Here is a 22,964-nt window from a genome sequence, read left to right as displayed (position 1 = left end):
CGTCGGCCGCCGGCTACGCCTCGTCGGCGGCCGACGCCGCGTTGCCGTACATGCCGCGCAGGTTCGCAACGGCGAGGGCGGCGGTCTTGCGTACCGCGTCCGGGGTCAGGCCCAGCTCGGCGCCGACGTCGCTGGAGGTCCTGTTCTCCAGGTAGACCATGGTGATCACCTGGCGCTGACGGCGGGGAAGACCGGTGATCTTGATCAACAGCTCTTTGATGTTCTCGTTGCGGAGGACCACGGTCTCGGCAGACTCCGCCACGGCGTCCGTCGGCTCGAAAAGCTCGGGCGTGCTGACCGGCGTCTCCCGGCTGCGGGCCTGCCGACGCCACGAGTCGAACAGGGCGTTCCGGGCGCTGGTCAGCAGGAGGGCGCGAACGTTGCCGACCTCGTGGCCCCGGGCGTACTGCACGTACTTCCAGCCGACGTCGGCCAGCACGTCGTCGGCCTCGTGGTCGTTCAGGCCGCGGGAGCGCAGGTACTTCCGGATGACCCCCTGATGCAGGACGAACTCCCACCAACGGCGGTCGATCTGCTCGTTGCTGTCCGGCCCGGATGCGGACAGGGCTGTTGCCCCGTCCGCATCCGCAGACGGGGCAACAGGCCGGGCACCGGTGGGCACGGTTACCAGCCGAACGAGAGCTTGCGCTTGCCGTTCTTCCGCTTCAGCACCATCTTCTCGGGCATCAGCCCACGGAGCGCGCCCGCGAAGCGGTACGCCACGCCGTAGACCATCTCCGCGGCCAGCAGTGCGATCGCGACGGCGAGCGCGCGCTCCAGGGAGTTCTGCCAGTGCGCGTCACCGTGCACCACGCGCGTGACCTCGACCACGATGATCGTGATCTTGACCGTCCTTCGGCCGTGGCGCCGCCACGGGGTCGGCCGCTCCACACATTGCGCCACCTGCAAGGTGTGCGGACGCACCTTTTTCGCCATTACGTCTCCTATGTTGCGAATCACCCCTGCTGATCGGCGCCTTGCTGACACTGGGAAGAGCCGTTGCCGAGACCCGAGGGGTGTTGAGTGTCCGTCATAGTGCTCCACCGCCAGCGCTCCGTCACCTCGGGTGAGGGCAGCTGCCGGATGAGAGGCAAGTTTGAACCGTGCAGGCAGAGGAGCCGACGACTGGCAGGACAGCCGTACCGCGAGCGCCGGATCGTGACGTAGATGACACGACCGTGCTTCGCGAATCTGAACCGGGGTCCGCCGCCTTCGGCTCTTCCCAAAGCGGCAGCGGCGGACCCGGTAGGAGACGTATGGCGATACGTCTTCACTCCCATAGCCGTGCGCGGGGCCAAAATCAGGACATGCGTGTGGCGCACGTCACACCGCTGAACGAGGGCCTGTAGGGCCGCCTCCCGGGGCCATGCCGGAAAGGCTGCTGAAGCGGTACGGGGGCAGTCTGTACACGGCGGTGCGCCCGTGAGAGGAAGGTGCGGCGGAACAAATCTCTGGGCCGGGCTGCGGGGCCAGGCCTGCTGTCGCTCGGCGCAACCGGCGCCGGTCTACCGCTGTCTGGTGGTCAGCCGTACCGGAGCCAAGGTCGCCTCTTCCACAGGGAGACCGTGGCTACGGAGCATGCACCAGGTGTCCTCGAGCCGGGCGATGCCCACCCATATCTCAGGCGTCACGTGATGGACGTCCAGCTCGTAGCGACCCCAGCTGGCGGTCACCTCATGCGTGGTCCAGACGTCGGGACGCGTCTGTGTGAGCGCTGCCGCCACGGCACTCTCGAAATCCTCCCCGCCTGTGGTCAGGCCTCCGGCGGGAGATGTTCCGTGCGTATCGACCAAGATGTGGCGCACGGTGTTTTCCAGGGACTGTTGCCGGAACATCGCGAGGTCCGTCGTGTACTGGCGAGGCTGGCTGGCGACGACAAGCCGACGGCCGCTCTCGTCGGTATGGCTGATCGTGTAAGGAGGCGTCAGATGCTTCCAGAGGACAACGCCCCCGCGGCGGCTTCGTACGCGCTGGTTGAGGTGGCGTCGGCCGCTAAAGCCAGGTCCGAGTCCATAGACCACAGCCGGTTCATCCGAGTACGGCTTGCCGGTCATTGCCTGTTGTAACTGGCGGCGTCGTACCCACTTCGCGAAGACCATGAGATAACCGTAGCCCGCTCCCCCGTACCGGGGAAGCGGGCCGAATCCACCAGGCTAGACCGCGCACGCCAGTTCAGCTATGGACGGTAATGCAGGGCGTTCCGCCCTCGGAGCCGCCCCAGTAGTTGCACAGTTTGGTGCCGTCCTTCCATGAACGCGGCAAGTCGTCGAACCTTGATTGGTAACGGCCAGCGCCGTACCACGGCTGGTAAAGGACCTCCAGCACGGTCGTATTGACGATGTAGCTGGCTGGCACTGTCCCGGCGGCGCAGGAACAGAAATAGGCGTCCGTGGTCCAGTTGCTGACTGTGAGACCGGAGCCGGTGACTTCGATGCAGGTGGCGAAGGCGCTGCCTGTTGGATTGCATTTGCTGGCGCTGTTGGGCGAAACCGACGATTTGACGGCCGACTGAGAGACGCCGGGGAGGTCCTTGACGTGACCGACCAGGACGTACTCCGGGTAGTGCGTCCCCTGGGGCGGCTTGGGCAGAGACGGTGAGTCTCCCGGCACACGGGTGAGCGTCACCTGCTGGTTCCCTTCAATGTGGGTTCCAAGCTTGACGGAGGAGATCCACGAAAAGTCATCGGGCGAGGCATGGGCCGATGCCGGCCCACTCCATGCGAGAACAACCGCGAACGCGATCGTTAGCGCACCGAGGAGCTTCGAAATCCGAAAGCGTAAAGTCATGCGACTCCCTTCGGTCTATGGTGTCGAACAATAATATTCGCCCGACTTGGAGAGACGATTCTTGTCGAGCCGTCGGAACAGGAAAGCCAAGAACGCCACCTTGGCTGATTCTTTACTGCATATGACTCAAATCATCGCGGAATATTGCACTCCGAATGAAATGGGAATATTTCAGTCCGAGCGGAATTTTATATTTCGCTTCAGGTGACGTCTGCGCCGACCGGCATAACTGCAGGCCGGGGCCCAAGGCAGACCACACGCCGACGTTATGGAGCAGACGACGGGCGGGCGGCGTCGTGGGCCGACCGGCTCGCCGACGCTGCGGAGCAGGTGAGGGGCTGGAAGTGCGGGTGAAGGCGGTACGGGGCGCCGTGGTCTTCTCGGCCGGTGGCGCTGCCCCGCGTCCGGATTCGGTCCGTGAGGCGATCGGCGGGTCCGGCGAGTCGGGGTGGCCGGGACGGGTGCTGAACGGCCCCCGCCCGGACGGAGGCCGGGGCGGGAGCCGTGTGCGCCCGTTCCAGGATCTCGGCACGGTTCGGGCGCTGGTGCCCTTCCGAACCAGAAAGGGCGGCGGCTGTGGGGCCGTCGGGTCCATTGACGCGTGCCAGCGGGGGTGGTGCGGCGGGATCGGGCGTTTCTGCCCTCAAACGGGTACAAGGTGGCATCATCGGCGCCCGCCGACAGGGGAGTTGGGGTAGGGCCGCGGAACGTCGCCCCCTAATGTTCCGTGATCATGGATCTACGTGGAGTTATCGACCGGGCCCGGCCATGCTGGCGTCTGGTCCTCCGCCAGGCGATTCGGCACCGCCGCAGGAGGGACCCTCCGAACCGTCAGAAAGGCCCCTACCCCGATGCCCAGAAGGATGTGGTGGACCGTCGTCGCGACGACGACGGTCCTGGCGTGGAGTGTGGTGATGACCGCTCTCGGGCAGGGCGCCGCGCTCGTCGCGGTGATCCCTCCCCTGAGCCTGCTCCTGCAGCAGGTTCTCGCGAGCGGCGGCCGGGAGCCGGGGGCCCCGCCGGAGCCGCCCCCGCCCGGTGCGCCCGCGGCGGCCGGCGAGCCGCCCGCGGTCCCGCCCGCTCCGGCGGGCGGGACCGCCCCGCTCGAGCCGACCCTGCTGGCCCCGGTTCCCGGGCGCCGGTCCGTTCCGCGGGCCGGCGCTGACCGGGACGTGTGGTGACCGGCGGAAGGCCGGGGCCTAGCCTGGGGCCGATCGCCGGCCACGTCCGCGGGGCTCACCGCGCCTGGCTGGAGCCCGTCCGTACCCAGTTCGCCGCCAGCGGCCTGGCGGTCGGCGACGTCGCCCGGCAGGCCGGATACGCCAAGAGCAAGGTCAGCGAGCTCCTGCGGGGCGAAGGCCTGTATCCGACGTGGCTGTTAACGTCCAGCGTCGTGACCGTCCTGAGAATGCCCAGGACCCCGATGATGCGCCTGTGGCAGCAGGCCGCGGTCGAGGCGCACAAGGACCTCGCGTGGATCGAGAACTGCGTCAAGCAGGTCATGCGGATACCCGGCGAGGACGTCGCCCCGGTCGACCAGGCCGGCTTCATCGCCGACAGCGAACCGTCCTACATCCGCTACGGCTCGGTGTTCCTCGGCACGCCGATGGCCACGCTCGCGGTCCGCGAGACGAGCAACCTGCTGTGGCTGCGCTGGGACGAGATCCTCGGCAGCCCCGACCTGCACCGCACGGCCTGGCAGATCCTCCGGCACCGGGTGATGGCCCGCACCCCGCACACGGACGACCGTCCCGTGCTGAAGTCGGCCGCCCGGTACACCCGCGCCCTGCGGGAGGCGCGCGCCGCCTCCGACACCGCCGCCCAGCGCCGCCAGCTCGAGGAGTCCCTGGCCCTGTTCGAGGCGATCAGCCACCTGCCCGACGCCCAGATGGACGTCATCATCCTGCTCCACGCCTGCGGCATCGACGTTTCCACCACAGCCGACGTGCTCGGCGTCCCGCCCGCGATCGTCCGTTCCGACGAACTGCACGCCAAAAGGGCCCTGGCCTCGATGCTCGCCCTGCTCGCGCCCTCCAGCCCCGTCACACCCGGCGGTCCGGCCGGACCGGCCGGGCTGCTCGGGCGGACCTGGCCCCCGCCCCCGCCTCTGTTCGCCACCCAGACCCCGAACCACCCGGAAGGGACCTCCCTGTGAGCCCGACCCCCATCGACCGCATGCTCTCCCGCGCCCTGCTCGTTCCCGACCCCGACTTCCTCCCGTGCGACGTCACCGACCTGTTCGACACCGGATTCGACGAGACCGCCGCCGCCATCGACGCGGTCGACGGCATCATCAGCGAGCAGTCCGGCGGCAGCGAGGCCGACCCGCAGAGCCCCGCCGCCCTCCTGACGCAACTGTGCGAGGCCGTCGTCGCCCAGGACGCCGCGAACCTCGGCGAATGGGTCACCGAGCAACTGCCCGACAACGCCGCGGCCCGCGTCCTGGGCTGCATCCTCCACCTCGCTGACGCCACCTACGACGCCCGCCTGTGGTGGCAGTACGCCGCCGGTGACGACCGTGCCGCCTCCCACTGCCTGTACCTGTACCACCTGGCACGCGGCGAGAACGCCACGGCCGCGTCATGGCTCGGGCAGTACAAGCCGCACCCCGTCCCGGTACCCCGCCTCGAGCGGGCGGTGTCCCGCACAGCGGGCAAACTGCTCGCCGAAGACGCTGACACGAGCCTCCACACCCTGCTCCGGGTCCTGCGCGGTCTGCGCTCCGCCGGCGCGCTCGGCTACGGCTACGAACAGACCGCCGCCGTACTCGAGTTCGTGCCCGCCACCCTCGGAACCGGCCACCGGAGACCTGCCGACGACATCGGGCTGCCCCTGCCCAGCCCCTACTTCGCCGACCAGTTCATCTCACTGCTCGCCGCAGTCGGCGGAACCCGCCCCAGGACCCCGACCACCTCTATGCCCTCCGCGCGTCGGCACCCAGGCGCCCACCTGGATTCCACACTGGAGTCGGAGGGAATCGAGACGACCAGGACCTCTGCCCTGGAGGTGGAGCTACGGCCCCCGCCCGCGTGTGTGTCGCTCCCCTGACCGGCTCATTGGGTGAGAACCGACGTCTGCACGGTGGCTCCGGAAGGACTTCTGAGCGCCGTGCGCGCCGTACTCAACGGCCGTGGCGAGCACGGGGACCGGGCGTTACCCGGTGCCGGACGACCGGGGCGGTACGCCGCCAGCTTTACAGCTGGTCGTCGCAATCTGCTCGTTCGACGGCCCCAATCGTGCGGCCACCGCCGTACGGTTGGGGCGTCACACGTAAACGAGCTTTTAGGCGGATACTGGTTGGCGCCCAAATAGTAGTGTGTAATCTCCTTCTCTCCGGACGCAGTAAACGCCTACGGCATATGGTTCCTCGACAGATCTGAAGAACAATTCGCCGATATCAAAATTATCGGGCCACTGTGTTCCTTCCAGCGTCCAGCGGAGCCCAGTGAGGTCGGCACCAAAAAATTCGGCCCGCGTGAGATCGGCTTCTGTGAAGTCATTGAGTGTGCTTTCAATTACCAACCCGACCTCAGTATGAGACGCCTCCAGCCCAAATGGTCCTCCGGTTGTGTTGTCGAGGATTCGGGCAAAGAGCAAGCCGAGGGTTTGCGTATCGCGCACAGCCGCTTCTCGAAGCTTCTCAAGCACCGAAAGCCTAATATTTTCAAGATCGGAAACGATGCGGTCAGAGGTTTTCTGAGCACGCACGAGCGCCCTAGCCGCTTCAGAGAGTTCTTGTTTGCCAGGGGTCTTCGACCAGTTTTCCAGGGCGACATGAGCAACGGCGATGCAATTCGCGAGCTTCCTGATTTTCCCCTGAGTTTTCCGGAGGGCCGAATTTTTGCTTTCGCACATCTGGGCTGCGATGGCTTTAGCTGCCACCGTAGATTCACTGCAGGACGCAGGGCACGAATTCAGGCTCCGGAACGTGACAAATTTACGCACATTCTTGAGCGCTAATGGAATAGGGGCGTGCAGATCGCCCTTTATTCTGTTCAAGACACCTCCAGTCTTCTGTTCGAAAATCTCACAGAGATTCAACCGATTGCTATTTTCCCGATGGGGGCGAGTTTCGATTTCGTGAAGGGTTGAGGCGATCCAATTTCTGCTCTCCAGTACGAGATCAAGAGCGCGTACAACCTGAAAATTCAGAGACAGGGCGAAATCCAGGGATTCGGAGATATCGCTTGCCAGATCCAGTGCACGATGGATCTCAGGCCCGCTCGCGTCTGCCTGGCGCGCACTTTCGTCGGACATAACCGCGGTCACAACGCCGAGCGCGGAGTCGCGAGCCAAGGCGACGTTCTGGTAAACGTCGCCAATCTCATTTGCGCTTGCCAGGATCGTTCCCAAATTTGCTGAATGAGCCAAGCCGTGCACGGCCGGATGACAGCGCATTTCCAATCGATACTCGGGCGGGATCGCGTAGATGGTTTCCGCAGCCTCAAGGTTACGGAATACCGGATGAAACTCTGAAGGAGGCAGCCTGCCCGGGATTGGAATAGCAAGAATGGCCGCCAAACCCGCTTTGACGTCTAGTATCGCGCCCAGTTCGTGCATTGAGCTGTTAAATTTTGACTCAAGAAGGCGGTCTAGAATGTCTGTTTCGGCATCCGGCGAATTAATCGGAGACTCTACGAGTGGCCGCATTGAGTCATCTTCTACCCGCTGCTTAGAGGGGTCTCGTTCCTCTGTCACCGATCCTCCTCTTCCACCCCAAAGAAAAGCTTCGCGTGCTGTCGAGCCTTAAATAATCCCCTGCGGGCTGCGTCAGGGCTAATCCCCAGCTCCTTAGCTATCTCCAGGGGGCGGTATCCGAGGATACTCAAAGTGAGCACCTGGCGTTGACGCGCTGGCAAACTGTCGAGCAGTTCCTGTACCTCCAGCTTTTTCTCCAATTTTTGAATTACATCATTTGAGCTGACGAGGAGATTGGAGATGTGCCCAGTTGGGACTTCTCTGGTACTGCTCAGATGACGGGCAAATTTTCGAGATGCCACGCGGTGAACCCATCGAAACGGATGATTGATTGTGGGCCACGCTTTATAGGCTTCAAGCATTGCCTCTTGTGAAAAATCAATAGCCTGTGCGACAGGAATTCCATTGCAGACCATGGCGGTGGTAAGCTTACGAAAATTCGCTTCATAAAACGCGCTGAACTCTGCTTCGCATTGCCGGGCGTAATCTTCCTTAAACGTGACGCCAGATTGTGCGCCCGGTGCTGCGCCTGGATTGCTATTTAATGGGTCCGGACTAGTCAACTCTGCGTCCGCTTCCGATCTGTTCCTGGCGCGGTCCTACGGTCATCCGTAGCCAGCGGTTCTGCGAGAGCTGAATCTCCAGAACGCTGTCGGCGGGCAGAGTGCGAGCCAGAGGCTGGATGCGACGCCAGAGTGCGTCAGATTCGCGCGTCCGCCACCGCGTACGCACACATTGCGCGACCTGGACGGTGATCTGTGCTATCAGCCCAGCAACGACTGCGGGGCCGGCCGTCGGATCCATCGGACCTCTTTCTGGAGCCGCGAAGTGCGGCCGTCAGTCATTAAGTGGCGATCAAGGCCCCTGCCGTGACCCGCAACTTCCAAGATCTTTTCCGTGTCTCCTTCAGGCGTGCTGTCGATGTGTGATCGATGAGCGATTCAAAGAGCGATTCGTGCTTTAGGGTGGAGTGTGGAGGTGAGTTCTGTGCCCACGGAGAAGGAACTGTTCAGCGCTGTTGACGCGCTGCTGGAACAGGTCCCGGCCGGTGACCTGCCGCCCCCTGCTGAACGTAGGCGGCTGAGGGAGGCGGCAGGGCTGAGCCAGACCCAGATCGCCACCGCCCTCGGCACCCGCCGGGAGGCGGTCGGGAACTGGGAGGCAGGCCGCACCGAGCCGCGGCCGCCGCAGCGCGCCGCCTACGCCCGGCTGCTGGAGGGCCTGGCTGCACAGTTCCCCACCCCGGAGACTCCGCCGGCGCCGACTCCGCAGGCGCAACCGGCAGCTACGGCCCGGGAGACGTTCACCGGACCGGCCGCTGCGACGCCGGCCGCCGAAGCATCGGCTGCGGCGACCACACCGGCCCGTTCGGCGACGTCGGCCCCGAGCACGGCGCCGCGTACGGCGGCCGCCGTCAGGAGCACGGCGACGTCGCGCCGTCCTGCGGCGAAGAAGGCCGCCGCGAAGCCCGCTCCGGCCGCGCCGTCGACGGCGGCCGCGGTCGATCCGCGGTTCGCGTACGGCCCGCTCGGCGTGCTGGGCGGCGACGGCTCCCTGTACTGCGCGGGCGGCCTGGTGCTGGAGTGCCCCGCGGCGTCGGTGCCGGAACTGGTGGCATGGACGCTGGCCGAAGCGAAGCTCGGTGCGAGCCGGCTGCACCGGTCGGGCAAGAACTCCGACCCGCTGATCGTGCTGACCGCCGCGGCCGCCGACCGGATCGGGCTGCCGGAGCACCTCGAGGACCGCCGGACGATGCGGCTGCCGGAGGACCACAAGGTCGTGAAGCAGGTCGCCCGGGCGAAGTGGCAGCTCACCAAGCGGGGGTTCGGGCCGTGGGCCAGGATCTACCGGCCAGCCAAGGGCAGCGAGCGGCAGTGCGTGCAGCTGGCCGTGCTGGCGTGGGGCGCGCTGGACTCCCGGGCGTGGGGCGACGCGGACCAGCTGCCGCCGGCGGAACTCGCCCGGGTGCTCACCGCCTACGCCTCAAGGGTGCTGACCCCGCGCGGCTCCACCGCGGTCGCCGGCCTGGAACTGATGACGGCGCTGCGGCCGCCGACCCGCGCCGTCCGAGACGAGGCCACCGACACGTGGGTGTCCGGGCCGGTGCCCGGCTCGCTCACCGAGCCGGTCGACCCGGCCTACGTCGAAGCCCCGGACGAACACCCCGTCGTGGCCGCGCTGTTCCCCCGTACCCACGAGCGGACGCCGGCCGAGGTCCTCGATGAGGAGGCGTTCGACTGGATCCGCGAGCCGGAGCTGCTCACCGATGCCGAGTGCGCGAAGCCGTTCGCGGTCGGCGTCGACGTGAACACCGCGTTCCTCGCGGCCGCCAACCGGCTCATGGTCGGCCTGGCCGGCCCGGAGCACGTCAAGGCACCGCGGTTCGACAAGACCGTGCCCGGCTCCTGGCTGGTCGACCTGTCCGAGATCGAGCTGGACCCGCGGCTGCCGTCGCCGTTCACGCCGCACGGCCGCCGCCCCGACGGCCCGGCCTGGTACGCCACCCCGACCGTTGCCTACGCGGCTGAGCTGATCGAGACCTTCCGGCTGCCGGTGGAGCTCCGCCCGCTCGAGGCGTACCTGCGGCGTGACGCGGGTCCGTATCTGGACCCCTGGTACAAGCACCTCGCGGAGGCGTACAAGGCGACCATGGCCGACCTCGGGGTGACCGCCGACCTGTCCCCGGCCGCGTTCCTGGCCGCGATGGAGACCCACAAGGACGGCGACCCGGGCATGGCGGCGGTGCTGTCTGCGATCAAGTCCACCGTGAAGGGCGGCATCGGCAAGCTGCGCGAGCGCCCGCAGGGCACCAGGTACCGGCCGGGCGAGCGGTGGCCGGCCCTGGAGCGGCCGACCTGGCGCCCGGACATCCGCGCCGCGGTGATCTCGGCGGCCCGGGTCAACATGCACCGCAAACTGGTGAAGACCGCCCTGGCCACGCAGGCCGGCCCCGCGCCGACCGGTGCGGTGGTGTTCGACCAGGACGCGCTGCTGCCGATCGCGCTGCTGTCGGACTGCGCGGTCTACCCGGCCGCCGGGCCTTCCCCGCTGGACGTCCTGCCGTACGGGCCGGACGGGAAGCCGGCACCGGGCACGTTCCGGCTCGGCGTCTCGCCCGGCATGGTCAAACACGAAGGGACCAGGGAGCTGTTCTGGGCGGTGGAGCTCCTGGAGGCCCAGCACAACCCGGCCCGGCACATCAAAGGCGACGACACCGAAGACGACGGGGAGTAGACCATGGGCGACACCATCATCGCGGTGACCGGCACCCTGCTCGGCGGCCTGTTAACCGCGCTCCTGCAGTCCCGCCACTCCCGTACCGCCCGCCGCGACGACCGCGCGGAACGGCGCGCGGCCGACCTGCGGGCCGCCCTCGGATCGCTGGTCGCGGCGATAGGCGACCACCGCCGCACCATGTGGTACCGCGAGCACCTGCGCCTGACCGGCGCCCCGCAGGCCCACTACGACTCTGCCCGGGCTGCCAGCCACGCCACTCGCTCCGCCGTCACCGCACCCCTGGTCGCGGTCTCCATCCTCGAGCCCGACCTCGCAACCGCGGCCCGCACCGCCGCCCGGGCCGCGTTCGACATGCGCGGCGCCGCCGATCTGGACGCACTGACCGCCATGCGCGAGCACGCCATCACCGCCACCGACGACCTGGTCGCCGCCGCCGGCCGCGCCCTGAGCCAAGGAGATTGAGACGTGGGCGAGATCGAAGACGCACTGACCCGGGCGGCCGCGAACACCGCGACCCGCCCGATCCCGAAGAACGCCGGCGCGCAGATGCGGTTCCTCCTCAAGGCGGAGAAGGGCTCCACCCGCGCCCTGGCCGCCCGGCTCGGGGTCACCCAGCGCACGGTGGAGCGCTACCTCAAGGGCACCCTGCGCCGCCCCCGCAAGGACCTGGCGGCCCGCCTGGAGCGCGAGGTCCGCAAGGACTGGCAGCCCCGGGTCCAGCAGCGCGCGAAGAAGCACGCCGCCTCGCTCGGCGGCATCGTGATCGAGACCCGGGCCCGCTTCGGGTTCACCGCCGCGCCCGGTTCCACCGACGACGGCCGGATCCGGCGGATCACCCAGCACCTGCCCCCCACCTACGCCGCGAGGCTGTTCGACGCGCAAGCCGCCGGCGCCACCGAACAGCAGCTCCAGGCCATCGCCGCCCAAGGCCTCCAAGAGATCTACTTCAAAGACCGCGGCCGCCGCGCCCAAGACCTCGAGGTGGAGTTCACCGACATCGACTACATCGAACTGGACTTCTGATCGCAGCGAAGTGCGGCTGGGGGCGCCGTAACGGAACGACTGCTCAGGGAGAATCGACGGCCGCGCTGTCTACCCAGCGGGCCAGAACGCTCAGGGCCGCGAGCTGTTCCAGGGCCTCTTGCTCCGGCAATTCCGGCAGTCCGTCCTCGTGGCTGTTGGGGTTCCGGATACCGGCGAAGCAGCCCTCAGCGAAGGACATTGCGCCGCGGTGCACACTGCGGAAGGTGTCGCTGTTGTCGTCCGGCATCAGGCGAAGTCGGGGTTGGCCCGGTTTGGCCGCATCCTTGGAGAACACGCTCTGGAAGAGGGGAGTCTCGCTTACGTCGCGGCGGCCGACCTTGTTCTGAGTCTCGGCGTTGATCTTCCGAGCTGCGGCGGTGACCGCTTCACGGAAGTGTCCGCTGCGCCACAGAGACCTGGCGCCATCCCAGACCCAGCGGTGCATGGCCGCAGCGCTGAGCTGGGGCGCGTCGTCCCCGAGTCGCTCGCGTACTTCGGCGTCCCGCAGCAACACCGCGTCGGCACGCTGGGCTGCTTCTCGGTGCTGGCACCAGCGGTTGACGGACTTGTTGCGGTCGTCTGGCACTTCTGTACGCCACCGCGGCAGGACCCGATCCAGGATCTGCTCCACGACTTGGGCGCTGGCCACGATCTCGGCGCCGCCACCACGATTGGACAGCCTGCTGGTGAAGTTGACGACGTTGGGCGGGTCCGGCGGCCTGTACAGCTCAGTCAGTTCCAGGAAGCTGGCCAGCTCTCCCCGTGCCCATTCGATGTCGATGCTCATCAGAGCATCATCCCAGCGGCCACCGACACCCCCGGGACAGCGCCCCTTCCGGCATTGCAGCTGCCGGGAAAGGGGGCGCTGTTCATCGTAGATGCGCCCGCCTACGGCAGGGCGCGACGTTAGTACCAGCGGTCCTCGACTCTCCGCGCACCAGGCCGATCCCGGCCTCACCCGCGTGGAAGGACCGCCCGTGTACCGCTCATCCTCTTGGCGCCGCCGCGTCGTCGCCGTGCTGGCCGTGACCGCCTTGGCCGTGGTCGTCTGGCCTCATGCCCTGGCGGTCGTGCAAGCTCACCCCGCCCGGACGGTGCGCATCGTCAGGCGCACTCTGCAGCTCGCCGTACGTCGCTTCGCGCCCGCCGGTCAGGAGGTCCCGCGTCGGCCGAGGCCTCGATCAGCTCAACGCCTGGCACGCCTGTCATCAGCAGCAACTTCCCTTACGCGATTGGTGATTTGGGCCTGCCGCGGTCAACAATCGCTGTCCATGAGCGAAGTGCACTGGACCGAAGTGTCCGCGGCCGCGACCGCGGTGACCGCCCTGATCTCGCTGGCGGCACTGCTTGCGGTTGCCTGGCAGTCGCTCCTGACCCGTTCCGGGGTCGACGTCTCCCAGGCCGTCCTTCTGGCCGGTGACCGCGCCCGCCTGGACGACCGCGCCCCGGAGGTCTCGGTCCGGCTGGAGACGCCGCACTGGCCGCTGCTGGCCTGGTCCCAGTTCGGGATGCCGTGCAATGAGTGGCCGGCCGGCCACGAGTGGCACTTCCCCGACCGGGAGTGGGAACGGAGCGTCTTCCAGGCCGTGGTGGTGCTGGAGAACCTCAGCGGCCGGGCGATCGAGGCCAGGTTCGAGGGGGACCTGGTCGTGGCGCCGGAGGACAACCTCGTGCGGCCGGCGCCCTCGCCGATCGTCGTGCCCGCCCGTGGCGACGGCAGCACTGACAACAAGATCCAGGTGTTCCTCCAGGCGAACTTCACCGCCAAGGAACTGTCAGAAAACTACGAGGCCCGCCAACAGGGCCTTCCGCTGCCTCACAGGGCCGCCGGGACGATCAGCGTCCAGGACGACCGGGACAACGGCGTCACCGACACCTGGAACCTCAGCCTGACCGGCTGCCCGATCCAGCCCCACGACCGGCTCGGCAGCGTCTGGGTAACCGTGCCGCACCACGCCATGGAAGGGTCAGGTCTGCGCAGCCTGGACTACGACCTGCTGCCCGCGCGCCGCCGTACGTACTGGATCTCCCGCCGGGAGGGCATCGAATTGCCGGCCCCGACGTTCACTGCGCCTACCACCTGGTGGCGGCGACTGCTCGGCAGGTGAGGGTGCGAACGGCCCCAGCAGCCCGCGTGGGGAGGCCGGGGCCGCGGTGCCCGGGAGGCCCGTGCGACAACCGTAGCGAGCACGCCGCTGTTGCCACCCCCTGCGGGACAACGGCGGTCGTCAGGCGGCCGTGCGGGCCCCCAACGCGGGGTGTTCGTCTCGCAGTTGTTCCAGGGTGGCGTGGACGTCGCCGTGGTCGTCCTGGTCGGTCAGGAGGCCGGTGATGAAGCGCAGGAGGGTGCGGGCCAGGCCGATGCACCCGGTAGTGGGGGAGTCGCGCTGCCAGTCCCGCAGCGCGGACAGCAGGACGTCCCCGACGCGCTCCAGGATGAACGAGTCGGCGGTGGGGTCTTCGTCGTCCGGCACGGTGGTCACGGGCAGGACCAGGTCCTCGGTGAGCCGCAGCATGAGGAACGGCAGCTCGGGGTCGGCTTCCTCGCGGCCGGCGACGCCTCCGCCGCCGCCGGCCTCCAGCGCCATGAGGTAGGCGAAGGCGCGGTGCACCTGCTCGGGCGTCAGCGGGGTTCGGGGCGGCACCAGGTACGGCATCAGCGTCTCCTGCTCGCTCGCGGTCGCCGTGCCGGTCACGGCGACCTTCCCGGACAGGCTCCGGCTGCGGGCCTGTGGACAGACGACGGGGAACCAGCGGTCCGCCGCCCGGCCATACGGTCGCGGTAGGGGGCTGCCCCTGGAACACTCCGATGCGAAGTTCCCCTCACCGAGCAGGAGTTGCCTCCCATGCCGTCGGCTGTGTGGCCCGCATCTGGAGACGGCGGCCCCGGGGCCGCCGTACGGCCCGGCGTCCGTATTGCTCGGGGGATGTCGCCCGAGCTCGTTGAGCGCGTTCTCACCGCCAAGGCGGTCGTCGACGACCGGCGCTCCGGGCGATGCCGGGGCAGCGCCGGGTACTCCTGTCGGAACGCGGCCGTGCACGGCGCGCCCGCCTGCTTACGGCACCTGACCCGCGAAGAACTGGATGCTGTGGCCCTGGCCCGGCGGTGGGCTCAGCCGCTCGTTGACCGATGGTTGTTCCAGCTGCCCCCGGCGTGCTGGTTCTGGCCGGTGCCCGACCTGAGCACCCTGCCGTTCCTGGACGACGCCACCGTTCTGGCGGCCTGGCAACGGGACCGCTGCGCGATCTGCTCGGTTCCGGGTCGACGCGGTGGGCAGCAGGGCACTCTCGTACTCGATCATGATCACGTAACCGGCTTGAGCAGGGGCTATCTCTGCCACCGGTGCAACAAGCGGGAGAGCCACAGCACGCCGGTCGACGGGCGCTACCCCAACTACCGGCGCCTGCCTCCCACCGCGCTTCTGGGGTTGAACTTCCGCTACGGACCTGCGGGACCCCAGGTGCCGGCTGCGCGCCCGGCTCCCGCCGCTCCTGCCCACGACGACGTCCTGCGCCGGTTGAGGCAGTTGCGCAAGCAGGCCGAGCAGTTCCAGGCGAGCGGCAGCGTTGCCCGCGACGCCAAAGGCCGGGCGTACGCAGCCGAGGAAGCAGAGGAAGCCTGGCGCACCCTCGAAGCCCTGCTCCCCATGCTTCGGGCCGCAGTCGGAGCGCCGGCTGACAGCGTTGCCGGACAGCGGCTGCACGACCTGGCCGTCTGGCTGGAGCAGTACCCGCCCCGCCCCCCTGAGTGGGCATGACCATGCACGGCTCGGGGCGACCCCGGAGCCCGGACTGTATCCACAGGCAGCGAGCAGCACCGTACGGGTATGACGAGCGATCACGACGACAGCGCCCTGACCGCCCCCCCGCCCGCCAGCGCCGCCCCGGGGACAGTTCCACGACGGCCTGGAGGCGGCGGAGCGGGCGGAGTTCACCCGGCCGGTACCGAAGGGCGCGGCCGCGCAGTTCCGGTTCCTGCTGGCCCGCAAGGCGGACAGAGCAGCGCTTTGCAGCGACAGGGCTGGACGCGTTCACCCGCCCCCTGGTGGCCTTCGGCTGGCTGCCGACTCCGACTCTGTCGACGTCGCACCCGCAGCTAGCCCTCCTCGCCGCTGTCGACGGTTCCGGCCATGGGAGGCAAAACGTTGTACGTCATGATCACAACGGCGTCGTAGCCGTTGGCACCATTTGTTCGATGATAGGGACTGCTTGACGTCAGCATGACGGTGGTGTGCACCTGGTGGCCGATGTTTTGCTCAGTGACCTCCCACGTCAGGTCGACGTCGTTGCCTTGAACGGGGTCGGTCACACCGCCCAGGTGCCGGATCGTCCAAGAGAGCGTCCGGCCCTGGGGGTCGGTGCCGCGGCAGCAAAAGCTGACACGGTCTCCGGGGCGCAGGCTGGTGGCAGTAGGGACAACCCATGCGCCCTCACTGGGCTTCTGGGCGTTCTCGGTGTTGTTGCCAAGGTTGTCCGTCACCCACTCGATGCGCGGGAAGTACTCACCGACCGGGTCCATGCTGCTCACGTAGATCGTCACCCTGTTTCGAATCTCTCCGGCGATGGCGCTCAGCAACTCCTCCTCGAAGACTAGGAGCTCCCGGCTGTGTGCCACGGCGTTCCGCAGAGCCTCGAACCGGTCCAAGAGGACTTCGATCTCCCTCTTCCTCCCCAGGGCCGGGGCTACGTCGTCCCAGTAGGCCCGCACCCACTTGATGAGGTTCGTGAACTCGGCGTAGCTGATCAAGTTAACCGGCACAGCAATAGCGCCACGTGTCGTGCGCCGCTTCTGTTCGACCTCGCGCTTCTCCTCCAGGCGGGCAATCTCCTCCGGAGCGCAGACCCGGCTCATCCAGGTCGGACCGAATTTCTTGCTGAGCGCGATGGTGAGCAGCTCGCGCAGCGCCTGTTCACAGCTGCTCAGAGCCTGCGAGGGATTCATCGTAGGCATGTTGCTCCTGAGAGGTCGCATGGAGGAGTTCACCGCGGTGGGGGCCCAGCGCGCTAAGGCATATTCTTCCCGGTCCCGGCCGGGATCGGTGCGGGCTCATGCGCCGGGGCCCTTCACCTCGGCAGGCGGCCGTTGGCGCCGTCCATCGCGGCGGCCTCCCGTAGGGCGGCGGCCAGGCCGCGCCTGCCCGACCCCCCCCGTTACATGCTGACCCGCAGGCCTGCTGATCCCGTCGACGTCGAAGGTGTCCAGGATCCGGCCCCAACCGCCTCGCCCAGTCACAAGGAGAACGCCCTCGACCGAAACGCTCACCCGCCAACTAGAACGCTCAGTCACACTGGCTCACCGAATTACCGAGCGGACCCGTTCCCGTGTGAAAGAGAGCCGCCAATGCGAACGCCCCGGCACGCAGTCCACCGTCCTCCCGGCCCGCGCGAACCGGTCGACCCCGCCCGTATCGGCCGGCGCGTGGTGCACCGCCGCGCCACCGGCATGACCGCCGACGCCGTCGCGGCCACCCTCGAGGAAGCGCGCTTCTTCGCCCGGCAGGCCTCCCGGCACGAGGACCTGGCCGACGACTCGCGCGGCCGCGCGGAACTCGCGGTGTGGGAACGCATCGACCAGCTGCTCGCCGCCGCGGGGCCGGGCGCGGTCTACGGCCCGCAGAGCGACGACGGCGCGCGGGCGGAGCTGGCGGCCTACGCCGCGCGGGAAGCTGAGCTTGCGCGAAGCCGCGCAGATCGAGGCCCGCGCGGATGAGCTCCAGGCGCTGCGCGAGCTCGGCACCCTGGCACAGGCCGAACCCCGGCAGGGTGACGAAGCGGTGCGGGACCTACTCACCCGCCGCGCCGACCACTACGTCCAGGCCGACATCGACGCCTGGTTCGCGCACGCCCTGGCCACCGGCCGCGGCCACTACGCCGACCCAGCCGCCCGCCAGGCCGCCACCGACCTCCTGCCGCGCCCGATCCACACCCACGCCGCGCTGCTGGCCGCCCTGGCCCGCCTTCAGCCCGGCACGGGCGTCGACGTCGACCAGCTGGCGTTCGCTGGCTGCCTCGCGGCCGCCGATCCCGACCGAACTGCCCGCCCACACGGTGGAGATGCTGCGTGACGTCCTGGACATCGCCGGCCGCGATCCGTGGACCTGGCCGGTGATGACGCCGGCGACATCGAGGGCGAGGACGTCCGCGCGGCCGCCGTCGGGCAGCTGACCGCCGTGTACTGGGTCAACCGCGCCGCAGGGCGCCTGTACGTGGTCTCCGTCGTCTGGCTCGGCTGACGGGCTAACAGAGCAGCAGCAACCCGCCCGAAGTGCAGCTCAGTGCGGTGTGATGAACCGCCAGGTCGACAGCCGCTATAGGCGGGCCTGCGTTGCGTCACCCAGGCGCCTACTCACACCTGAACCGCAGTTCCCAGAAGTTTGCCCTCCCAAGTGAGCCTCTCGCTAACGTGGCTACGCACTTCCTTCTTATCTGGGGGGGCGGTTGCACGCATCAGCACAGACGATGCGCGCAGTCAGCTCCGGGAGGGACCCGCCGTAGTGGGGGTTCCGCCCACGGCACGGGAACCGCGGCGAGTCCACTGGGCCCACCGTCGGTAGCCGCGCCGGTGAAAAAAGAAGGAGGTGAAGCAGGTGGGTCCCAAAACCCCCAGCAGGTTGACACGCGTCGTTAGCAGGTTGGCCCTAGCCCTGGTTGCGCGAGCAATCTGGGCAACGGTGACCGATGTGTGGAGCCACATCTGAGCGCTCGCGCTCAAGCGAGGCCTGTGCCCCCCGGCGGGTCTCGCACCTTGCGTTTCCTAGCTTGCCATTCTCGCCGCTGAACCACAGGCAGCACAGCATCGTGCTGCATCGTCGGCCACAGGAGCCACAGCCGGGTGGTGAGGGCGTCGACCAGGACCCGCAGTTGCAGCACGACGCCCTCGCCGCCGGCGGCCTGGTCCAGGATGTCGGCGGCCGGCGCCAGGATGTCGATCAGCCGCCCGGCCCGCACCTCGGGGGCCGCCTCCCGCAGGGCGGTGCGCATGAAGTGCGCGTTCCACCGGCCGCGGGCGAGGGCTTCGGCAAGGTCGCGTTCGGCCGGGTCCGGCACCCAGGTGCCGGACCGGTAACTCTCCAGCAGCACCGCCGCGTCGCGGCGCAACGCCTCACCCAGCGCACTCGTGGTCGTCACGCACCTCCAACGACCACCCGGCCGTCCATGGGCACGGGCCAGGCGCGGTAACCGTTGCCCCGCCACCGGACAACGGTTGAGCACCGGGAGAACCACTAGGAGCAGCAGCAACCCGCAGCATTGTGCAGCAAGGTGGCGTACTGCTCGTGCAGCGCGGAGCTTTGGTACATGCTCGCGACCCGGGACACACGGGTGCTGCTCGTGCAGCACGCGGGTTGCTGCACCACCGTTTCCCTGGAGGGGAACGATGCACGCCCCGCGCTGCAGCGCCGCTGAAGGCCTAGATCCTCGCAATTCGGACGCGGCGAACGACGGAGTCAGATACGGTCCTGGCCATGCTGTATCGCTCACGACGCTTGGAAGCGCTTCTTGGCGGCCCGCTGGAGGCCGTCACCTACTCCGACTTGGTGGCTCTGGTTGACAATACCGAGGCATCCGAAGCCGAGGACTTGGACTACAAAACGGAACTGTCAGCCAACACAGACAAGGGAAAAGAGGAATTCGCGAAGGATGTGGCTGGCTTCGCCAACCACATCGGCGGAGTCATTGTCGTTGGCATGGCCGAGGTGAAGGGCATCCCGTCGAAAGTGGTGGACGCTGATGTCTCTGACGCTCTCCGGCGCCATCTCCAGCAGGTCGTGGCCTCCAACACCGCGCCCCCGGTCCGCTTCGATATGCGCGCAGTGCCGAATCCCGATCCGGCGGCCGATGGGCGTGGGTTCCTGCTCATCGCCGTGCAGCGCAGCGCTCACGGCCCCCATGCCGTCACCGCACCACCGACGAAAGCAACGGAAAAAGCGTTGCGGTACCCGCGGCGCGCGGCCAGCAAGACTGACTGGCTCACTGAGACGGATGTGGCTACGGCCTACCAGCGCCGTTTCAGTGAGGGAACTGAACGTAGCCAACGCCTCAAATCGGTAGAACGGAGTGCTGTCTACCGCCTACCACGCAACGGCCTGCCATGCCTGCTCGTCACTGTGGTACCGGAGACTCCCGGTGACATGACAATTAATCAAGAGATTTTCCGCCAGCATCAGGCGGAGCTCCTGACGGCATCCCTCCTGGGAGAGAACGATCACGTATTCGATGAGGTTCGCATCGGTTCTCGGCGTCTGATCGCTACAGGCGGAGATCCTCATGGCACCTGGTACAGCCAGTGCAATCTCTACCGTGACGGGTCCGGAGTATGGGCCATGCGACCAGCAACTCACACTGATTCCGAATCGGAAGAAGAGGAACCTTCCTTCCGTTGGACCGAACCCGACACTGTGGTGTGGTTGTTGCTGTCCGCTCTGCATCTGCTTGGCGTTCATGCCCGCGACCGGGCTGGGGCAACGGGCACAGCGTTGACCAGAGCTGTGGTGATCGAAAGCCGCTACTCCTACCCGGGCGGGCCGGACCGTCCCGGCCCGCTGGCCTTCATGGGCAACCGTCCCGAATATCAACTTCTGTACCCGCTACGGATCGACGGGGTGCACGCAAGCTTCGGTACTCGTACTCATCTGAGTACGCAGACCAGCAGCTTCGCTGAGAGTGAGGCTGTCGTCTTTTTGGACGAACTCGCGGACCCAGGGCCGGGTCTGACACAGGCTGCATCGTTCCTCGCCGATGAGCTCGTGCAGGCCTTCGGCATCCCGGAGGCCCCACCGCTAACCCGAGCTGGACAGCTCCGGCAATCCGGCTGGTCACGGCAGCTGCGACCCGGGATGGTTCGGTGGGCTGAAGCCCACGGAATCGAAATTCTGTCCAGCTAGCTGCTGCGGTCGAGCTGCCTCAGCTCGCACTATCGCACCACCGGCACACCAACCGCGATGTGAACCAGGTGGCGCTGCCCCTGCCCTGACAGACCGCCGGGGCAGGGGCAGCAGAGCTTTGGAACAACAGTCGGCGATCCATGGCAACGGCGCTGCACCTCGGGAGTGCAGCGCCGTGAGGTCAAGCTAAGCGCCGCTGACGGCCTTGAGGTCGCGGTGGTGGCGCTTGGGTGGGGGAGTGTCGTACAGCGGGATGGACGGCTCGAGGAGTTCGCCGGCGGCGATCCGTTCGGAGGCGGCCTGGATCGCGGCCTCCAGGTCCTCGGTGCTCTCGTAGCCGGCGATGTACGGGTGGAGAATGTAGAGCCGGTAGCTGCCCTCGGGTCGCAGCACCAGGTGCCGGTCGACCAGCAGCGCCATCGCGGTGCTAGCCGCGTTCTTGCTCAGCCCCACACGGGCCGCCAGCTCGCTCTGGGAGACACGGACCTCGCCACCGGGCTCCTGGAGGTCCGCCAGGGCGCTGAGGAGGTCGTAAGCGCCCTTGGTGAGGTCCATCTGGTGCAGCATCGTGTAGCCGGCGTTCGCGGTGATCAGCACGCCTGCTCCCCCTCTTCGTCGTCACCGAGCTCCAGCTGCACGCTGCGCGGCGGCGGTGGGGCGTTGAGGACCGGGAAGGCGCCCTCGGGCTGGACGCCGGTCCGCAGCACCGCCAGGACCTCCTGCTGCCGGTCTCCGTTGCCGCGGAACCCGATCAGCGGGTTGACGAACAGCACGCCGTTCTCCACCTGCTGGAGCATGTGCCACTCCTCCAGTCTGCCCATCGCCCGGGTCACATTCGACCGCTCGACACCGAGGTGCTTGGCGATCTTCGCATGCGTGGTCTTCACCCAGCCCTCGCGCTGCCGGCCGATGCAGAACACCAGCACCGCCGACTGGATGGGCGACATGCCGTGCTGCGCGATCAGCACGGCGAGGACGTCGGACAGGAACTCGTTGCTGACCGCGCTGAAGCCGTCGTAGCCGTACATCTCATGCGGCGCACGGTAAGTGATCTCGACCTTGACCTGCTGCGGCGTCCGCGTGCCCGTCGGCGTCTTCTTGATCACGCCGACGAACTTCTCGGTCAGGGTCTGCTGGTAGGCCGGGCTCCCGCCCTTGGGCACCGAGGACAGGCCGGGCTTGGCCCCGGATGCGGGGCGGCGGTCGGGCTGGCGGCGAACCATCGGTCCTGTCCGCTCCTTCTGTCGATCTTGCCGGTCGCAGCGGACTCTATCGGTTGTCCCACTGGACTTGGAGGATTTGTACCTGTCGGCGTGGCCCTTTGGTGCTGTAGACGACACAACGATTGGGCTGCACGCGCTACAGCACCATTCTGACCAGCAGCGTTGAACTTTTGTCCCTGTCAACTGGGAGAACTGCCGCCGATTGTGGTGTCCGCTGACACATTTCCGCAGGTCAGATGTGTCAGCGCCAACACATCGAATCTTGGGAAACCGCAGGTCAAACGGGGTATCGCGCGACTGCTCTCTTTTCCTTAAGACACGCGCGCGGGCGGGCGCGCGAGGAGCCGCCGGAGCACGCCTCGCCTCGCGTGCGGCTCCATGGACCAACTGCAGGTCGTGGACAGCACCAACGGTTCTGAGTCTCGGGTGGTGGCGGGCCGCAACGTACAAACGCCAGCAGCGAGGTCGGCCAGCGTGGGAGTTCCGCCACACGGCCTGGCGGTCTCACAGCTCCTGCACCTCCGCACGCCGAATTCCAGCAGAATTCCCGGAAGGGGTTCCGTTCTTCGGCTGAGGCATTTACGGGCCGCAGTAATTGGTTTCGCAATCCGGGATTTCTGGCGGCCTGCCTTTCGGTACTGTCGGTGAGGTAAGACGCCAAGATGCACCCCGGGTGGGTGTGCTCCGGGGACGGTGTCTGAGTCCAGAGGTTAGCTCACACTCACAGTTGACGCACAACCGATCGGCCCCCACGACCGGAACTGTCCGAAACCGATCCGCCCCCACAACCCCCCGACCGACCCCGACCCCCGCCGCGCCCCCCTCCCCTCCTAGCCAGCCTGCTTGTTGCCCGCCCCCACAGGGCTGCACCGAACCCGTGTTCCCGCACGGCCTACGGGGCGCGGAGCGCACCGCCAGGACCCGAGCGGAGCGAGGGGCCAAGGCCCGCCAGGAGGTGGGCGGAGCCCGCCGGTTGGCGGGCCGTCAACCCTGGAGCGAAGCGGAGGGGTTGGCCCGGCTACGCCGGGCAGACCACGCGAAGCGTGGTCACGCAGAGCGAAGCGAGGCGTTTCGCTTGCACATCGCGCAGCGATGTGGTACCCGCTCCGCGGGG

The 22,964-nt window shown here is 67.7% G+C and carries 23 protein-coding genes; 11 read left to right on the top strand and 12 right to left on the bottom strand.

Annotation, left to right across the window (positions count from 1 at the left end; all coding sequences use genetic code 11):
- Positions 1-13: 13 nt before the first annotated feature.
- The 4 genes from ACFZAM_RS36270 to ACFZAM_RS36255 all read right to left on the bottom strand — a co-directional run bounded on the left by ACFZAM_RS36270 (position 14) and on the right by ACFZAM_RS36255 (position 2,787).
- Positions 14-622 carry a sigma-70 family RNA polymerase sigma factor gene (locus ACFZAM_RS36270; RefSeq protein WP_391052633.1) on the bottom strand — a complete coding sequence of 203 codons (609 nt, stop codon included), beginning with the start codon at positions 620-622 and terminating at the stop codon, positions 14-16.
- 2 nt (positions 623-624) lie between these two features.
- Positions 625-936 carry a hypothetical protein gene (locus ACFZAM_RS36265; protein WP_391052630.1) on the bottom strand — a complete coding sequence of 104 codons (312 nt, stop codon included), beginning with the start codon at positions 934-936 and terminating at the stop codon, positions 625-627.
- 569 nt (positions 937-1,505) lie between these two features.
- Positions 1,506-2,099, bottom strand: a complete 594-nt coding sequence (locus ACFZAM_RS36260) for a hypothetical protein (RefSeq protein ID WP_391052627.1) — start codon at positions 2,097-2,099, stop codon at positions 1,506-1,508.
- A gap of 73 nt (positions 2,100-2,172) precedes the next feature.
- Complete coding sequence (locus ACFZAM_RS36255) at positions 2,173-2,787, bottom strand: hypothetical protein (RefSeq protein WP_391052624.1); 615 nt, start codon at positions 2,785-2,787, stop codon at positions 2,173-2,175.
- A gap of 1,177 nt (positions 2,788-3,964) precedes the next feature.
- On the opposite strand from ACFZAM_RS36255, the gene ACFZAM_RS36250 reads away from it, so the two are divergent.
- The gene (locus tag ACFZAM_RS36250; protein ID WP_391052622.1) at positions 3,965-4,942 is read left to right on the top strand and encodes a hypothetical protein; all 978 of its coding nucleotides are present in this window, start codon (positions 3,965-3,967) and stop codon (positions 4,940-4,942) included.
- Positions 4,939-5,835, top strand: a complete 897-nt coding sequence (locus ACFZAM_RS36245) for a hypothetical protein (RefSeq protein ID WP_391052620.1) — start codon at positions 4,939-4,941, stop codon at positions 5,833-5,835. The genes ACFZAM_RS36250 and ACFZAM_RS36245 overlap by 4 nt, the downstream gene beginning before the upstream one ends.
- A 234-nt stretch (positions 5,836-6,069) precedes the next feature.
- On the opposite strand, the gene ACFZAM_RS36240 is transcribed toward ACFZAM_RS36245, so the two are convergent.
- The gene (locus tag ACFZAM_RS36240; protein WP_391052617.1) at positions 6,070-7,485 is read right to left on the bottom strand and encodes a hypothetical protein; all 1,416 of its coding nucleotides are present in this window, start codon (positions 7,483-7,485) and stop codon (positions 6,070-6,072) included.
- Positions 7,482-8,048, bottom strand: coding sequence for a sigma-70 family RNA polymerase sigma factor (locus ACFZAM_RS36235; protein ID WP_391052614.1), 567 nt, complete (start codon positions 8,046-8,048; stop codon positions 7,482-7,484). Before ACFZAM_RS36235 ends, ACFZAM_RS36240 begins: the two co-directional genes overlap by 4 nt.
- Before the next feature lie 424 nt (positions 8,049-8,472).
- Here ACFZAM_RS36235 and tap point away from each other — a divergent pair, with 424 nt between their 5' ends.
- The 3 genes from tap to tpg are packed head-to-tail and all read left to right on the top strand — an operon-like array spanning position 8,473 to position 11,745.
- Positions 8,473-10,719, top strand: coding sequence for a telomere-associated protein Tap (gene tap / locus ACFZAM_RS36230; protein WP_391052689.1), 2,247 nt, complete (start codon positions 8,473-8,475; stop codon positions 10,717-10,719).
- Between the two features lie 3 nt (positions 10,720-10,722).
- Positions 10,723-11,184, top strand: coding sequence for a protein kilB (locus tag ACFZAM_RS36225; RefSeq protein WP_391052611.1), 462 nt, complete (start codon positions 10,723-10,725; stop codon positions 11,182-11,184).
- A 3-nt stretch (positions 11,185-11,187) separates the two neighbouring features.
- A complete protein-coding gene (gene tpg / locus ACFZAM_RS36220) occupies positions 11,188-11,745 on the top strand; it encodes a telomere-protecting terminal protein Tpg (RefSeq protein ID WP_391052608.1) in 558 nt (185 codons plus the stop codon).
- 43 nt (positions 11,746-11,788) lie between these two features.
- On the opposite strand, the gene ACFZAM_RS36215 is transcribed toward tpg, so the two are convergent.
- Positions 11,789-12,532 (bottom strand): TIGR02391 family protein, encoded by a 744-nt coding sequence (locus ACFZAM_RS36215; RefSeq protein WP_391052605.1) that lies wholly within the window; start codon positions 12,530-12,532, stop codon positions 11,789-11,791.
- Positions 12,533-13,016: 484 nt separating this feature from the next.
- On the opposite strand from ACFZAM_RS36215, the gene ACFZAM_RS36210 reads away from it, so the two are divergent.
- Positions 13,017-13,853 carry a hypothetical protein gene (locus ACFZAM_RS36210; RefSeq protein ID WP_391052602.1) on the top strand — a complete coding sequence of 279 codons (837 nt, stop codon included), beginning with the start codon at positions 13,017-13,019 and terminating at the stop codon, positions 13,851-13,853.
- Between the two features lie 120 nt (positions 13,854-13,973).
- Here the strand turns inward: ACFZAM_RS36210 and ACFZAM_RS36205 are convergent, their stop codons facing one another.
- Positions 13,974-14,441, bottom strand: coding sequence for a hypothetical protein (locus tag ACFZAM_RS36205; protein WP_391052600.1), 468 nt, complete (start codon positions 14,439-14,441; stop codon positions 13,974-13,976).
- 231 nt (positions 14,442-14,672) lie between these two features.
- Here ACFZAM_RS36205 and ACFZAM_RS36200 point away from each other — a divergent pair, with 231 nt between their 5' ends.
- Positions 14,673-15,503: an endonuclease domain-containing protein gene (locus ACFZAM_RS36200; protein ID WP_391052597.1), complete on the top strand. Its 831-nt coding sequence runs from the start codon at positions 14,673-14,675 to the stop codon at positions 15,501-15,503.
- Positions 15,504-15,841: 338 nt separating this feature from the next.
- Here ACFZAM_RS36200 and ACFZAM_RS36195 read toward each other — a convergent pair whose 3' ends face one another.
- A complete protein-coding gene (locus ACFZAM_RS36195; protein WP_391052594.1) occupies positions 15,842-16,687 on the bottom strand; it encodes a hypothetical protein in 846 nt (281 codons plus the stop codon).
- Positions 16,688-17,086: 399 nt separating this feature from the next.
- Here ACFZAM_RS36195 and ACFZAM_RS36190 point away from each other — a divergent pair, with 399 nt between their 5' ends.
- Genes ACFZAM_RS36190 through ACFZAM_RS36180 form a run of 3 tightly spaced genes read left to right on the top strand, consistent with a single transcriptional unit; the run spans position 17,087 to position 17,978 of the window.
- Complete coding sequence (locus ACFZAM_RS36190; protein WP_391052592.1) at positions 17,087-17,455, top strand: hypothetical protein; 369 nt, start codon at positions 17,087-17,089, stop codon at positions 17,453-17,455.
- Complete coding sequence (locus ACFZAM_RS36185; RefSeq protein WP_391052590.1) at positions 17,418-17,810, top strand: hypothetical protein; 393 nt, start codon at positions 17,418-17,420, stop codon at positions 17,808-17,810. The genes ACFZAM_RS36190 and ACFZAM_RS36185 overlap by 38 nt, the downstream gene beginning before the upstream one ends.
- A 27-nt stretch (positions 17,811-17,837) precedes the next feature.
- On the top strand, positions 17,838-17,978 hold the full coding sequence (locus ACFZAM_RS36180; RefSeq protein ID WP_391052588.1) for a hypothetical protein: 141 nt from the start codon (positions 17,838-17,840) through the stop codon (positions 17,976-17,978).
- Between the two features lie 475 nt (positions 17,979-18,453).
- Here ACFZAM_RS36180 and ACFZAM_RS36175 read toward each other — a convergent pair whose 3' ends face one another.
- A complete protein-coding gene (locus ACFZAM_RS36175; RefSeq protein ID WP_391052585.1) occupies positions 18,454-18,873 on the bottom strand; it encodes a hypothetical protein in 420 nt (139 codons plus the stop codon).
- Positions 18,874-19,208: 335 nt separating this feature from the next.
- Between ACFZAM_RS36175 and ACFZAM_RS36170 the strand changes: the two genes are divergently transcribed.
- The gene (locus ACFZAM_RS36170; RefSeq protein ID WP_391052582.1) at positions 19,209-20,627 is read left to right on the top strand and encodes an RNA-binding domain-containing protein; all 1,419 of its coding nucleotides are present in this window, start codon (positions 19,209-19,211) and stop codon (positions 20,625-20,627) included.
- Between the two features lie 186 nt (positions 20,628-20,813).
- Here ACFZAM_RS36170 and ACFZAM_RS36165 read toward each other — a convergent pair whose 3' ends face one another.
- Together ACFZAM_RS36165 and ACFZAM_RS36160 are read right to left on the bottom strand one after the other, a co-directional pair.
- Positions 20,814-21,224 (bottom strand): hypothetical protein, encoded by a 411-nt coding sequence (locus ACFZAM_RS36165; protein WP_391052581.1) that lies wholly within the window; start codon positions 21,222-21,224, stop codon positions 20,814-20,816.
- Complete coding sequence (locus ACFZAM_RS36160; RefSeq protein ID WP_391052579.1) at positions 21,218-21,850, bottom strand: replication/maintenance protein RepL; 633 nt, start codon at positions 21,848-21,850, stop codon at positions 21,218-21,220. Before ACFZAM_RS36160 ends, ACFZAM_RS36165 begins: the two co-directional genes overlap by 7 nt.
- Positions 21,851-22,964 lie beyond the last annotated feature (1,114 nt).

Source organism: Streptomyces sp. NPDC008079 (genome assembly GCF_042957385.1).
GTDB lineage: Bacteria > Actinomycetota > Actinomycetes > Streptomycetales > Streptomycetaceae > Actinacidiphila.
This window is presented reverse-complemented; position numbering and strand designations above follow the sequence as displayed.